The sequence below is a fragment of the Arthrobacter sp. 05N428_2 genome (genome assembly GCF_056397065.1).
In genome coordinates this window covers 1-13,405 of the sequence record NZ_JBFTMR010000014.1, presented here as the reverse complement: position 1 = coordinate 13,405, position 13,405 = coordinate 1, and the positions used below count along the sequence as shown (strand labels likewise).

Sequence of the window (13,405 nt, the reverse complement as noted above, 5' to 3'; positions counted from 1 at the left end):
GCCGCTGGGGCCGAAAGGCAGGCGGTTCATGTGACGGTCGCGGTGGCGCATCTGACCTCCACTGTCCGCACCGGAACCGGGGCCGGTGGCTGGCCCTTGGCGCCGACCGGGCATCGTAGCCGGCGCAACACCAGCGCCAGCCTCATCCTCCGGCGACGACGAAGAGTCCGGCGACGCCGAGCGCATAGAGCACCAGCACAATAAGGGAATCGGCCCCCATCCTCGCTATGCGCCGTTGGGGCCGAAAAAGCAGACCCAGCAGGTACACGACGGTGAGGAGGATCGCCAAGGCCGTGAGATAGATGTCGGTGGCCTGGGCCTGCGGCAGGACCGCCTTGCCGGAGATGAGGACCGCCAGAAAGAAGAGAACCGGAAGGAAGGCGTTTCCGCCAAAAATGTCGCTGACGGCCAGCTTGTAATCACCCTGGCGTACCGAGGCGAGGCCGGTGGAAATTTCCGGCAGGGAGGTTGCCAGGGCCAGCACAGTGGCGCCGAAGAGCACACCGGAGAGACCGAGCTGGTCCGCTGCTGCACTGCCACTTTGTTCAAGCACGACGCCGGCGATCAGGGTGGCGACGGCGGCGACAGCAAAAACAGCAACAGAAGCGCCGGTGCCCTTTGTTTTCGTGGAGTCGTACTGACTTTTTGCCTTGCTGTGACCCTTGGGTTCGGACTGGCTTTCCGGGGCCTCGCCCTCCTCCTGCCAGGGAAGGTGCTTCTGCGCGCGCTGGACAAGCAACAAACCCACAACCCATGCGACTGCGATCAGAACCGCACTCGGCGTCAGGCGCGCGAACAGCACGCCTGATGGCATCTGGCTTCCGGCGACGACCACGGCGAGCACGGCGACGACAGTCACGGCCTCGATGACGAGCGTCAGGGACGCAGCTTTGTAGGTGAGGGGGTGCTTTCCCTTAACGCCGAAGACGTCCAGCACCACCAAAACGACTGTCTGCAGGGCAATGCCGCCGAGGATGTTGCCCACGGCCACTTCCAGGTTCCCGGACATGGCGGCGCTGACCGTGATGGCAAGCTCGGGAAGATTCGTCGCGATGGCCAAAAGAATCAACCCGCCTAAAGCTGAGCCGAGATGGAAGCGCTTGTCCAGAATGTCGGTTTTCCTGGAGAGCTGGATGCCGGCGAACCAAATCACGACCGAGGCGCCGACGAAGATAACGATCAAAAGCCACAGAGGCAAAGACCCCATCACTACCACGATCCAATCCGGGCCCGCTGGCCCGCTCACGGAGCATTCATTTGCGCTGACGCAATGGTATGCTCCCCGGGTTCTGAGCCGCGTCGCACAGCAACGTCCCCGGAGTGCCAGGACAAGGGGGCGACGTGAAACTATTTCCATTGCGCTTACGCAATGGTAGCGTAAATGCAAGGAACTACTGTGCCGGCAGCCTGCCGCATACGCCCCCTTTAGAAAGGAAGACCATGGGACAAGGTTCAACGGTCGTCTTCCAGTGGCTGTGCTGGACAATCGCCATCGCCAGCGCGGGTACCGCCTTGATTCGGGCCGGTGTCGCGGCCACGGCGGGACCCCGCGTCGTACGGCAGAAAAGCGGCGTCGTCGGCGTGCTCTGGATACTGTGCGCCGCCTCTGCCCTCACCGGCTTTATCCTCGCCGCTGTGGCAGTCCGGGCCGGCAGCTGAGCAATTACCACGGCGCGCCGGCGGTCCTCAGGTAGGCCCCAAACCGCTCACGATGACCATGACGGCCATCACCGCACGCCGCCCGTCTGGCCTGGCCCGCCCGGCACCATAGTAGGAGGAAGAACCATGGCAACTGTTAGCGATTTTGTGGTCCAACGCGTCAGGGAGTGGGGAGTCAGCCGCATCTTCGCTTTTCCCGGCGACGGGATCGGCGAATTCGATGGTGCCCTGGAGAAGGCCCAACGCGATGAAGCAGGCCTGAAGTATGTGCGCCCCACGCATGAGGAGATCTGCTCGCTGATGGCAACCGCCCACGCCAAGTTCACGGGTGAAGTCGGCGTCTGCGTAGCCACCTCCAGCCCGGGCGCCTTCCATATGCTCAACGGCCTCTATGACGCCCAGATGGATAACCAGCCGGTTGTCGCGATCGTGGGCCAGCAGGGGCTGAACTCGCTGGGTACCTTTACGCAGCAGGAGAGCAACCTCGAACGCACCCTGTCGGATGTCGCCGTGTACGTCCAGACGATCGTCTCACCCGAGCAGGCCCAGGCGGTCGTTGACACTGCCTTCCGTACCGCCAGGGTACGGCTGGGACCGGCCGTGATCATCATTCCCCACGACGTGCAGGGAATGAAGATGCCCGAACTCACTCCGCAGAACTGGGTATCACGCTCCAGTGCCGTAGCCCCGTCCATCTCAATCGGCCCCCCGGAAAGCGAGATCGTGAAGGCCGCCGGCATCATCAATGCAGGCAGCAAAGTCACCTTCATTGTCGGCCACGGCGCAAACGGGGCCACCGACGAGGTCCTCAGGGCCGCCGAACTCTGCGGTGCCGGCCTAATCACGGCCTTACGCGCCAAACAAGTGATCCCCTCCGACGTGCCGCACCACTCGCAGCAACTCGGTCTCCTCGGCTCCCTGCCCAGTGCCCACCAGATGAGCGGATGCGACACCCTCGTATTCCTCGGCACCAACTACCCGTACAGCCAGTTTCTGCCCGAGAGCGGACAGGCCCGCGCGATCCAAGTCGACCTCAAGCCCGAGCAAATGGGATTGCGCTACCCCACCGAACTCAACCTGTGGGGGGATGTGAGGGCAACCCTCACCGCGCTCATCCCGCACCTGGAGGCGAAAACCGACCTCTCCTGGCAGAACACCGTCGCTGAGGAAATGGTGGAGTGGGAAAACGAGATGGAAGCCCAGGCGATGCTGACCTACAAGGACGGCGTCAACCCCCGACGCGTCTACCACGAACTTAACAAGCGACTGCCCCCGCAGGCCATCGTCACCGCCGACGCCGGATCCACGGCAGACTGGTACGGCCACCACATCAGGCTCCGCCGCGGCATGCTCGGTGATCTTTCCGGACGCCTTGCCAGCATGCTCGCGGCAATGCCGTACGCCACAGCGGCAAAGTTCGCCTATCCGGACCGCCCAGTTATCTGCACCATCGGTGACGGGGCCTTCCAGATGCTCGGCATGAACGAACTGATCACGATCAAAAAGTACCTGCAGGAATGGGAAAACCCGCAGTTGATCATCATGGTTCTGCACAACAACGACCTCACACAGGTGTCTTGGGAAATGCGCACCGAGGACGCTAACCCTGTGTGGTCCGCCTCCCAGGACGTCCAGTCGGTAGACTACGCCGGGTGGGCGGAATTGCTCGGGTTCACCGGCATCCGGGTCAAGACCGACAATGAGGTCGCCGGCGCCTGGGAGGCCGCATTCGCGAACCACGGTGTCACCCTCATCGACGCCTACACCAGTAAGAACGTCCCACCCCTTCCCCCGCACATCACCCTTGAGTTCGCCAAGCACACCGCAGAAGCCCTTCTAAAGAAGGACCCCGACGAGATCGGGGTCATGCGCGACTCCGCCAAGGCCCTCGTCGCCGAAGGAATCGAACGCGTCAAAGGAAAGCTCCACCTTGGCCAGGACCGCGAGGAGAAACAACATTAGGGAACGCCCCACCGATTCCCCACACCAGCTCGGCCACCGCCGGGAGCCCAGCAATTCTTCAGGCTATTCATTGCGAAAACGCAATCATTGCACTTAGGCTATGTAGCATGCTTAGTAATTCGTCGACGGACTTTCCCCCTCACGTCTTACGCGAGTACGCGATGGTGGCCGACGGCGCCCGTGCGGCCCTGATAGGCCCCGGCGGAGACGTGGCGTGGATGTGCGCACCGCGATGGCAGGACGATGCGGTCTTCTCCGGCCTGCTGGGCGGTCCGGGAAATTTTGCCGTGACCCCCACCGATCGTCACAGCGTCTGGGGCGGCCGGTACGAGGACGGAACGCTGATTTGGGTGAGCCGGTGGGTAACCGGGACAGGGATTATTGAATGCCGGGAAGCGCTGGCTTACCCCGGGGATCCTAACCGTGCCGTGCTGCTGCGCCGGATCCGTGCTGTGCGGGGCCCTGCGTGCGTGCGGGTGACGCTGGACGCCCGGGCGAACTTCGGCAGGCACAAGATGAGCCGGCTTAGCCGGCACGACAGCCTCTGGACCGCGAACTCCGGAAACCTCAGAATCCGCCTCGGCGGAGCCGCGGGGGCCAAGGCAGGAGCGCGGGGACTTGAAGTGGTCCTCGAACTGGCCCAAGGCGAACACCACGATCTGGTTTTGGAAATCTCCGACCGCGAACTGCCCGCTGAGCCGGTGCAGGCGGCGTTGGCGTGGAGCGCGACGGAAAATGCGTGGCACTCGGCGGTCCCCCGCTTCGACAACACGATATCCGCGGATGACTGCCGGCAGTCCTACGCCGTTCTGCGCGGTATGACCGAGGCGGGGGGAGCCATGGTCGCGGCGTCGACGATGGGCCTGCCCGAACGGGCCGGGCAGAAAAGGAATTACGACTACCGCTACGCGTGGATCCGGGATCAGTGCTTTGTCGGCCAGTCCGCGGCGGCCTGCAAGACGTTTCCGCTGCTGGACGACGCGGTCGGTTTTGTTGCGGCCAGGCTGCTCACGGACGGGCCGGACATGAAGCCGGCCTACACCACCGGGGGCGGCCGCGTCCCGGATGAATGGGATGTCGGGTTACCCGGCTACCCCGGGGGGTCCGGCAGGGCCGGCAACTGGGTCAACGACCAGTTTCAGCTGGACGCGTTCGGGGAGTCGTTGCTGCTGTTCGCCGCCGCTGCGGAGAATGACCGGCTGAACCTCGAGCACTGGAAGGCGGCGGAGATCTGCGCAGATGCGATCATGGCGCGGTGGCAGGAACCTGACGCGGGCATGTGGGAACTTGAGAACAGGAGGTGGGCCCACTCCCGCCTCATCTGCGCAGCCGGGTTGCGGGCCATCGGCCGCAATGCCCCACCGCAGCAGGGTGCCATGTGGACCTCGCAGGCTGACGCCCTGATCACCGATGTGGCCAGCGACTGCCTGCATTCCAGCGGGCGGTGGCAACGGGCACCCGATGACGAGCGCGTCGATGCGTCCCTGCTGCTCCCGGTGATCCGGGGGGCCCTTCCGGCCGACGATCCCCGGTCCGTGGCCACACTCAAGGCGGTTCGGGACGATCTGGGCCACGACGGGTATTTGTACCGCTTCCGCCAGGACGGACGGCCGCTGGAGAAGTCCGAGGGCGCTTTCCTGCTGTGCGGCTTCGATATGGCCATGGCCCTGCACCAAAGCGGGGAGACCACCGAAGCGGCGCGCTGGTTTGAGAGAAACCGTGCGGCCTGCGGCTCACCGGGACTCTTCACGGAGGAGTACGACATTGAACAGCGCCAGCTCCGGGGCAACTTCCCCCAGGCTTTTGTGCACGCAGCCCTGCTGGAAACATCCCGGCGGCTCGCAGATCCCCCGCCGCCATGGCGGGGCCTGAATTCGTAGCAGTGAGCACCATCAACCATCTCCGGGGCGAACTGCCCGGGCCAGGACGAGGAGCACGCATGAACACCTTCAAAGACAAGACAATCGTTGTGACAGGCGCCAGCGGCGGTATCGGGCGGGCGACGGCCATTGCCTTTGGCAAGCATGGCGCCTCCGTCGCCCTTCTGGCCCGCGGCGACGCAGGGCTTGCGGGCGCAGCCAAAGAAGTCGAACGCTCGGGGGGCCGGGCGCTAACCATCGCGGTGGACACGTCCGACCATGATGCACTCGACGCGGCAGCCAGCCGCGTGGAGCAGGAACTGGGACCCATTGACGTCTGGGTCAACGCCGCCTTCACTTCCGTGTTCGCCCCCTTCACCGAGATCAAGCCGGAGGAGTACAAACGCGTCACCGACGTCAGCTATCTGGGCTACGTCTACGGAACCATGATCGCGCTGGACCGGATGAAGAAACACAACCGCGGCACTATCGTCCAGGTCGGCTCGGCACTGGCCTACCGCGGCATCCCGCTCCAGTCTGCCTACTGCGGTGCCAAGCATGCCATCCAGGGCTTCAATGAATCACTTCGCTGCGAGTTGCTGCACGATGGGAGTCCGATCAAGACGACAATGGTGCAAATGCCCGCTGTCAACACGCCGCAGTTCAGCTGGGTGCTTTCCCGGCTGCCGAACAAGGCCCAGCCGGTGCCGCCGATTTACCAGCCGGAAGTCGCGGCCCGCGGCATACTCTTTGCCGCCGCCCATCCGCAGCGCCGGGAGTACTGGGTGGGGGCAAGCACCGCGGCCACCCTGGTGGCGAACGCCGTGGCACCCGGCCTGCTTGACAGGTACCTCGCCCGGACAGGATTCGCCTCCCAGCAACGGCCGCAACGCCGCGACCCGGAACAGCCCGTCAACCTCTGGGAACCGGCCGACGCGGAACGTGATTTCGGCACCCACGGGGCGTTCGATGACCGCTCGGCTACGCGAAGCCCTCAACTATGGGCCTCCCACCACCACGGCACCGTCCTTGCCGCTGCCGGTGCCACCGCGCTGGGTCTGCTGGCCTTGGGCGCCTCGCTGCTGGGAAGGACGGGACGGTGAGGGCCACGGAAGCCGCCCGGGCGGCTTACGGACTGTGCCAACTGGCCTTTCCGAGCATGATCTTCCGTCTGGCGCTCGGACACCAGCCGGACCGGCGCGTCCGCGTCGTGGTCCGCATTCTTGGCGCCAGGCACCTCCTGCAGGCATTGATCATTGGTGCGGCACCTACCTCCAGGGCACTCCACCTCGGCGGCGGCGTGGTGGACTCATTGCACTGGGCCAGCATGGTCGCCTTGGCGGTTACGGACCGCCGGCGCCGCAGGGCGGCCTCCTTGGACGCCGCGATTGCCGGACTATTCGCCGGTGGCGAATTCGGCCTGAGCAGCCGGATCGGGTCCCGCCGCGCCGCAGCCCTTCGGCCGGCGGGCCGCCGCAAGGGGTGGTGAACCCATGTCTATTCAGCGGTGGAGGGTCAGTGCGAAGCGCCCGTCGTCGGTTTCGGCTTCCCCGGAGGCCTGCGCGAAGGCGTCCATGGCCTCGGTCAGGGATTCTCGGGTCTGTGGGGTCAGGTGTTCCAGTACCGCCGCTATCGCTTCACGGCGGTGGGACATGACCTGCTCCACCAGTTGCGTGCCCTTCGCGGTGAGGACCAGCCTGGACAACCGGCGGTCCTGTGGATCCTCTCCCCGTTCAATCAGCCCGGCCTGGACCAGCCGGTCACACGTCCGCGTGGCGTTGGAGGGATGGACCCTCAGCTCGACGGCAACCGCACCGAGGTTTTGCGGCCCGCGGTTCGCGATGAGCACCAGCACCCGCAGCTGCGGCGTCGTCACCACGTCTTCTACTTCTGCCACCGACCGCGCGGCGACGCGGAGCAAGACGTTGGCCGCCCGGACCACAGCGTCCACCTCACTGCCGCCCAACGCGGTCCGCGCACCGGCGGTCTGTTCTGCACCTTCTGAATTCGTCACACCACGAGTATCCATCCATCTGTTGCGCAAACGAAATGTTTGCGTCGCGGCAGAACCAGTTTGATGACAAGGAGCGCCATGAAGACACCAGTTAGGCCCGCGGCACCCGTCCACGGGATCGACCGGATGATCCGCAACGTGGAGACCGGCCGCTTCGAACGGTCCCTTTCGGGGCTCACGGCGATTGGCGCCCTGGTTACCGCGGCAGAAATATTTTTCGAACACGACAAGGCAAGCTTTGGCAACAAACTGATGTGGATCCCTGTTGCCCTCGGCCCGGTCGGAGCAGCGGCCGGCGTCGCCGGCGTGTTCAGCAAGCGGATGGCCAAAACAGCGCTCCCCCTGGCCTCCGCCGCGATTGTGGCAAACGGCCTGCAGGGGACGTACCTGCACGCCCGCGGCATAGCGCAGAAGCCCGGGGGGTTTTCCAACCTGAGATACAACATGGAGATGGGTCCACCGCTGCTGGCCCCGCTCCTGGTGACTCTCGTGGGCGGCATGGGCCTGCTCGCGTCCGTGCTGAGGAGGGAAAAGTGACGGCCCTGCCGCTGGACCCGAAGGACGGCGGCGGACGCTTCCCCGGTTTCAGCGCCCAGGGCCAGTCCGGCCACTGGGACCCGGTGACACAAGGCGTCGTCCTGGCACGCCTCGGCCGACCGGCAGACCTGCGGTTCTTCACCGTTGCCGAGGAAGCAGCAGCAAGAGCACTGTTCGACCAACTCCTTGACCAGAGCCAGGAGCCCCGTGTCCCGGTGGTCAATCTGGTCGACTCACGCCTGGCCGAGGACCAGACCGACGGCTGGCACTACGAGGGCATGGAACCGGACCCTGCGGCCTGGCGCAGCACCCTCGCGGCGTTGGACGCCGAGGCCCGGGCACGGAGCGGGAGCGCGTTTTGCGAGCTGTCCTGGGATCAGCAGGAAGGCCTCCTGACGGACATTCACGACGCCGAACAGTGGCGGGGGCAGCAGGCATCCCAGGTGTGGAGCCTCTGGACCAGATATGCGTGCACGGCCTTCTACTCCCACCCCCTGGCCTGGGATGAGATTGGTTTTGCCGGGCCCGCTTATCCACGCGGATACAAGAATCTTGGACTCGACGCCCGTGAGCCTTTCGAAGTGGCGGATGCGCGCCCCGGACAGGATCCGGCCAGTCCCAAAACAAAATCCGGGAAAGGCAGGCACTGATGGCGCCGGTGAGGGATCGGAATGCCTCTGCATGGCTCTTGCCTCCCGTACCGGGAACAAATCATGCCATGCGCACCGACATGGCGCGGTTCCGGGACGAGGACGAGGTTGACATCGTGATAGTCGGCTGCGGCGCGGGCGGTTCTACCCTGCTGCAGCGCCTGGCCCGCGCCGGCTGGAAGGCCGTGGCCCTGGACGCGGGGCCGTTTTGGGACCCGGAGCGCGACTGGGTCAGCGACGAGGCGGCCTCGCATCACCTGTACTGGACGGAACCACGGGTAATTTCCGGGGACGATCCGGTGCCGCTTGGCTCAAACAACTCGGGCCGCGGCGTGGGCGGCTCCATGGTGCACTATGCCGGTTACACCCCCAGATTCCATCCCAGTGACTTTCACACCCACCGGGCCGACGGCGTGGGCGCGGACTGGCCCTTCGAGTACGAGGATCTTAGGTCGTACTACGAGGACATCGAAGGCGAACTTCCGGTGGCCGGGGAACACTGGCCGTGGGGCGATCCACACTCCTATCCACACAGTCCGCACCCCGTCTCCGGGAACGGCGAGCTCTTCCTGCGCGGCGCACTGGCCTGCGGCATCACCGCGAAGGTCGGCCCAGTCGCAATCTCCAACGGCCGCTTCGGCAACCGGCCACACTGCATCTACCGCGGATTCTGCCTGCAGGGCTGCAAGGTCAACGCAAAAGCCTCACCCCTGATCACCCATATCCCGGACGCCCTGCACCACGGCGCCGAAGTACGGGCCGACTCGATGGTGACCAGGATCGAAGTAGACGACACCACGGGCGAAGCCACCGGCGTGCACTACGTCCGCCACGGCCGCACGCGCTTCCAGCGCGCCCGCATCGTCGCCGTCGCCGGCTACTCCATCGAGACACCCCGCCTGCTGCTCAACTCCACCTCGAAGCGTTTCCCGGACGGGTTATGCAATGACTTCAACCAGGTGGGGAGGTACCTGATGGTCCAGGGGGCACCCCAAACAGCCGGCAGGTTCGACGCTGAAGTGCGGATGTGGAAGGCTCCCCCGCCGGAGGTCAGCTCGGAGGACTTCTACGAAACGGACCCCTTGAAACCGTACAAGCGGGGGTTCTCGGTACAGACGGTGTCACCGCTGCCCATCACCTGGGCCGAGCACGTCGCCGCCCAGGGCCACTGGGGGGCGAAGCTGCGCGCATACATGAGCGACTACGTGCACTGGGCCTGCCTGGGCGCGTTGTGTGAATTCCTGCCGCAGGCGGACAACCGGGTCACACTGGCGCAGGAGAAGGACCGCAACTCGATGCCGGTAGCGCACTTCCACTACTCCCAGTGCGAAAACGACCGCCAACTCATGGGCGCCGCGCAGGACGTCATGGAGAAGATCCTCAAGGGCGCCGGCGCCGATGAGGTCATCACCATCAACCGCTACGCGCACTTAGTGGGGGGCGCCAGGATGGCCGCGGACGAGCGGCACGGCGTCGTTGACGCGGAGTGCCGCAGCTTCGCCGTGCCCAACCTCTACATCACCGACGGCAGCGTACTGCCCACCCAAGGAAGCGCCAACCCCGCACTGACCATCATGGCCGTCGCCGCGCGCGCCGCTGAACGGCTGATCGCGGGCGGGGCCAACAAAGCCACCTGAGCCAACCACTGGCCACCGGCCACCTGCTAAGGAAGGAACGCACAATGGCAAAAGAACGGATGGCAGGCTACCTGCGGCACCGGCTCCGGGAATGGGGCACGGACAAGATCTCCGCCCCGGATAAGAAAGGCTGACCCATGCCCGCCACGCGAACCAGACCCGATCCGGCCCTCACCGGCCTGGACGTCAGCACCTACACGATTCCCACTGACAGCCCTGAGGCAGACGGCACCTTCGCCTGGGATGCCACCACCATGGTGGTGGTCCAGGCCCGCGCCGGCGGCTGCGAAGGGCTTGGCTGGACCTACGCTCCACCCTCCTGCGCCCAGCTGATCACCGGAATGCTGGCCCCGGCCGTTGGCGGACGGTCAGCCTGGGACACCGGAGGCGCCGCACTGGCGATGCTGCAGGCCGTGCGCAATACCGGCCGCAGCGGGCTCGCCGGCTACGCGATCTCCGCGGTGGACTGTGCCCTGTGGGACTTGAAGGCACGCCTGCTTGACCTTCCCCTGTACCGCCTCCTCGGAGCGATGCGCGACGAGGTGGACATTTACGGCAGCGGCGGGTTCACCACCTACTCCCGCCGGCAGCTGGAGGACCAGCTGGGCGGCTGGGTGCACGGCCAGCACATCCCACGGGTGAAAATAAAGATCGGGCAGGACCGAGGGGCCGACATTCCCCGGGATCTGGAGCGCATTCATCAGGCCCGGACCATCATCGGAGACGACGCCGAACTGTTTGTGGACGCCAATGGTGCCTACACGGCAAAACAAGCCGTACGGGTTTATGAGGCAGCCGGGGAATCCAGGCTGGCATGGTTCGAAGAGCCGGTCTCCGCCGATCACCTGGACGGCCTGCGGGCCGTCAGGGAAGCGATATCCGCCGATGTCGCCGCGGGTGAGTACGGTACCGACCTGTTCTACTTCCAGCGGCTGTGCGTGGCCGAGGCCGTCGACTGCGTCCAGCTGGATGTGTCGCGCTGCGGCGGTATCACCCAATGGCTGCGCATCGCGGCCCTGGTGGCAGCGAACGGGCTCCAGGTCTCGGGACACTGCGCACCGCACTTGAGCGCGCACGTCGCCGCCGCGACGGAGAACTTCCGGCATCTGGAGTGGTTCCACGACCACGTCCGGATCGAACAGACGTTCTTCGACGGAACCCTGGACCCTGCGCGCGGCGCAATCATCCCCGACCCTCACTCCCCCGGCAACGGGCTCACCCTTCGCACGTCCGACATCGAAAAGTACCGCGTGGGCTAGGCGACCAACACCGGAGAAAGTCGGCAAGAAGGATAGCGCCGATGCCGGCACGAACCAAGGAAAAAGCGCTAACCAGCCATTCTCGACTCAACTGAAGGAAGCTACGACCTTTAACCATCGGCGGGATACGCCGTTCAGCAACCAGGGAACCACGCCAACACCCACTGCTGGGACGCTCCTCAGGGCGGCCCAAAGAGAGGATCACCGCCATGAGCAACACCAGACCGGATGTTTTTCGCAGGCTACCAGCAAAGCATTTTCGACTCTATGCGGCGGTCGGAGTGACCGCAGCGGCGCTCACGCTGACCGGCTGCACCGGTAACCCCACGGGTAACGCCACGTCCGGTTCCGGATCCGGTTCCTCAGCAGTATCCCCCGGCGCTTCAGCTTCCCCGGCAGCTCTGCCCGCCGGGGCCGGCCTGCCAGCGATTCCCGGCGTGGTCAAAGACGTCGAGCCGTCCGTCGTCACGATCCGGACCGCTGTGGGGCTCGGCAGCGGCGTCGTCTACCACAGCGACGGCTCGATCGTCACCGACGCCCACGTCGTGGAGGACCAGCAAAAGCAGGCCTTCAAAAACGTCCAGGTCCAGTTCGCAGACGGCTCAAAAATCCAGGCGGACGTCGTCGGCGTCGACGACGTCACCGACGTCGCCGTCCTGAAAGTCAACCGCACGGGTCTTCCCGCCGCGAAGTTCGCCTCCTCTGCCCCGGAGGTGGGGTCGATGACCGTGGTCATCGGCAGCCCGCTGGGGCTGGAGGAAACCGTCACCTCCGGAATTGTCTCCAGCCTGCACCGGAACATGCCGCCCTCCAAGGAATCCCCGCACGGCGCGATCGACCTGCTCCAGACCGATGCGCCCATCTCCCCCGGAAACTCCGGCGGGGCCGTGGCCGACTCCAGCGGTAACATCATCGGACTTTCAGAGGCGTACCTGCCGCCAAGTTCCGGAGCAGTGGCAATCGGCTTCGTGACCCCTTCGACCACCGTCACCGAGGTCGCCGACCAACTGCTAAAGAGCGGCACCGTCAAGCACGCCGCCCTCGGTGTGGTCCCCACCGACATCACCCCGCAACTCGCCCAACGCTTCTCCGTTCCCACGACAACCGGAGCGCTGGTCATTAACGTCTCCCAGGGCAGCCCCGCCGAACAGGCAGGCATGCAAGCCGGCGACATCATCACCAAATTCGCCGGGACACCGGTGGCAAACGTGACAGACCTGCTCGCCGCCCTCAGAAAGCAGGACCCCGGCCAGCAGGTCGACATCGACGCGCTGCGCGGCAAAACCTCCCAAACCCTGCACGTCACCCTCGGCGACCTGGCGGCCCAGCACTAGCCAGATCCCAACCCTTAACTACGTCTCCTGTCTCCAGCCGTAGACGACCCGGAATTCAGCATCGGCAGCTGGGACTGTCACACCTGAGAACTGGAAAGCAGATATGTTCAAGCGAATACCACTTGGCCGCCGACCGGAGGGACGCTCCGGCCCAACTGGAGGGCCCTCGGAAGCCCTCCCCGCCCCGGTGAGGGTGGCCTCGGGCAGGCGCCTGCTCCTCGACACGGGCACGACGCTGGGCAGGATCATGGCCTTCCTCGTCGTCAGTGCCGTGTGCGGGGTGTTCGCGGCGGGCCTGGCCGTGCCGGCCGGCGCATTGGCCGGGATCGCAGCGAACGGTATGGCCCAGCTCTCTGACAGCCTGCCCAGCGACCTGACGGTGGCCCCGCCGGGACAGGTGACGAGGGTCCTCGCAGCCGACGGGTCGCAAATCGCGACCCTGTTCAGCGAGAACCGTACACAGATCCCCCTTGAGCAGATGTCGCCGAATATCA

12 protein-coding genes and 1 pseudogene are annotated in these 13,405 nt (G+C 65.4%); 11 read left to right on the top strand and 2 right to left on the bottom strand.

Going from position 1 to position 13,405, the window contains the following annotated elements; translation table 11 throughout:
* Window positions 1-142: 142 nt before the first annotated feature.
* Window positions 143-1,207: a sodium:calcium antiporter gene (locus tag AC1DGI_RS14610; protein ID WP_476899359.1), complete on the bottom strand. Its 1,065-nt coding sequence runs from the start codon at window positions 1,205-1,207 to the stop codon at window positions 143-145.
* 233 nt (window positions 1,208-1,440) lie between these two features.
* Here AC1DGI_RS14610 and AC1DGI_RS14605 point away from each other — a divergent pair, with 233 nt between their 5' ends.
* From AC1DGI_RS14605 to AC1DGI_RS14585, 5 genes are all read left to right on the top strand, one after another.
* A complete protein-coding gene (locus tag AC1DGI_RS14605; RefSeq protein WP_476899358.1) occupies window positions 1,441-1,659 on the top strand; it encodes a hypothetical protein in 219 nt (72 codons plus the stop codon).
* A gap of 126 nt (window positions 1,660-1,785) precedes the next feature.
* Window positions 1,786-3,621 carry a thiamine pyrophosphate-requiring protein gene (locus tag AC1DGI_RS14600; RefSeq protein ID WP_476899357.1) on the top strand — a complete coding sequence of 612 codons (1,836 nt, stop codon included), beginning with the start codon at window positions 1,786-1,788 and terminating at the stop codon, window positions 3,619-3,621.
* 107 nt (window positions 3,622-3,728) lie between these two features.
* Complete coding sequence (locus AC1DGI_RS14595; RefSeq protein WP_476899356.1) at window positions 3,729-5,501, top strand: glycoside hydrolase family 15 protein; 1,773 nt, start codon at window positions 3,729-3,731, stop codon at window positions 5,499-5,501.
* 59 nt (window positions 5,502-5,560) lie between these two features.
* A complete protein-coding gene (locus AC1DGI_RS14590) occupies window positions 5,561-6,583 on the top strand; it encodes an SDR family oxidoreductase (RefSeq protein WP_476899355.1) in 1,023 nt (340 codons plus the stop codon).
* Window positions 6,580-6,969, top strand: coding sequence for a hypothetical protein (locus tag AC1DGI_RS14585; protein ID WP_441402164.1), 390 nt, complete (start codon window positions 6,580-6,582; stop codon window positions 6,967-6,969). Before AC1DGI_RS14590 ends, AC1DGI_RS14585 begins: the two co-directional genes overlap by 4 nt.
* Before the next feature lie 12 nt (window positions 6,970-6,981).
* Here AC1DGI_RS14585 and AC1DGI_RS14580 read toward each other — a convergent pair whose 3' ends face one another.
* On the bottom strand, window positions 6,982-7,494 hold the full coding sequence (locus AC1DGI_RS14580) for a MarR family winged helix-turn-helix transcriptional regulator (RefSeq protein WP_476899354.1): 513 nt from the start codon (window positions 7,492-7,494) through the stop codon (window positions 6,982-6,984).
* 78 nt (window positions 7,495-7,572) lie between these two features.
* On the opposite strand from AC1DGI_RS14580, the gene AC1DGI_RS14575 reads away from it, so the two are divergent.
* The 6 genes and pseudogenes from AC1DGI_RS14575 to AC1DGI_RS14550 form a co-directional block, all read left to right on the top strand.
* The gene (locus AC1DGI_RS14575) at window positions 7,573-8,031 is read left to right on the top strand and encodes a hypothetical protein (protein WP_476899353.1); all 459 of its coding nucleotides are present in this window, start codon (window positions 7,573-7,575) and stop codon (window positions 8,029-8,031) included.
* Window positions 8,028-8,681 carry a gluconate 2-dehydrogenase subunit 3 family protein gene (locus AC1DGI_RS14570; protein ID WP_476899352.1) on the top strand — a complete coding sequence of 218 codons (654 nt, stop codon included), beginning with the start codon at window positions 8,028-8,030 and terminating at the stop codon, window positions 8,679-8,681. Before AC1DGI_RS14575 ends, AC1DGI_RS14570 begins: the two co-directional genes overlap by 4 nt.
* A gap of 68 nt (window positions 8,682-8,749) precedes the next feature.
* Entirely contained in the window at window positions 8,750-10,318 is a 1,569-nt protein-coding gene (locus AC1DGI_RS14565; RefSeq protein WP_476899351.1) for a GMC family oxidoreductase, read from the top strand.
* Between the two features lie 137 nt (window positions 10,319-10,455).
* Window positions 10,456-11,577 carry an enolase C-terminal domain-like protein gene (locus AC1DGI_RS14560; RefSeq protein ID WP_476899350.1) on the top strand — a complete coding sequence of 374 codons (1,122 nt, stop codon included), beginning with the start codon at window positions 10,456-10,458 and terminating at the stop codon, window positions 11,575-11,577.
* Window positions 11,578-11,786: 209 nt separating this feature from the next.
* Window positions 11,787-12,911 carry a S1C family serine protease gene (locus tag AC1DGI_RS14555; RefSeq protein WP_476899349.1) on the top strand — a complete coding sequence of 375 codons (1,125 nt, stop codon included), beginning with the start codon at window positions 11,787-11,789 and terminating at the stop codon, window positions 12,909-12,911.
* Window positions 12,912-13,158: 247 nt separating this feature from the next.
* Window positions 13,159-13,405 (top strand): annotated as a pseudogene (locus tag AC1DGI_RS14550) (transglycosylase domain-containing protein); the annotation flags it as partial.

Excerpts from the sequence above, each read along its gene's own strand:
- AC1DGI_RS14610 (WP_476899359.1), bottom strand. The coding sequence starts at position 1,207 with ATGGGGTCTTTGCCTCTGTGGCTTTTGATCGTTATCTTCGTCGGCGCC.
- AC1DGI_RS14605 (WP_476899358.1), top strand. The coding sequence starts at position 1,441 with ATGGGACAAGGTTCAACGGTCGTCTTCCAGTGGCTGTGCTGGACAATC.
- AC1DGI_RS14600 (WP_476899357.1), top strand. The coding sequence starts at position 1,786 with ATGGCAACTGTTAGCGATTTTGTGGTCCAACGCGTCAGGGAGTGGGGA.
- AC1DGI_RS14595 (WP_476899356.1), top strand. The coding sequence starts at position 3,729 with ATGCTTAGTAATTCGTCGACGGACTTTCCCCCTCACGTCTTACGCGAG.
- AC1DGI_RS14590 (WP_476899355.1), top strand. The coding sequence starts at position 5,561 with ATGAACACCTTCAAAGACAAGACAATCGTTGTGACAGGCGCCAGCGGC.
- AC1DGI_RS14575 (WP_476899353.1), top strand. The coding sequence starts at position 7,573 with ATGAAGACACCAGTTAGGCCCGCGGCACCCGTCCACGGGATCGACCGG.
- AC1DGI_RS14565 (WP_476899351.1), top strand. The coding sequence starts at position 8,750 with ATGCGCACCGACATGGCGCGGTTCCGGGACGAGGACGAGGTTGACATC.
- AC1DGI_RS14560 (WP_476899350.1), top strand. The coding sequence starts at position 10,456 with ATGCCCGCCACGCGAACCAGACCCGATCCGGCCCTCACCGGCCTGGAC.
- AC1DGI_RS14555 (WP_476899349.1), top strand. The coding sequence starts at position 11,787 with ATGAGCAACACCAGACCGGATGTTTTTCGCAGGCTACCAGCAAAGCAT.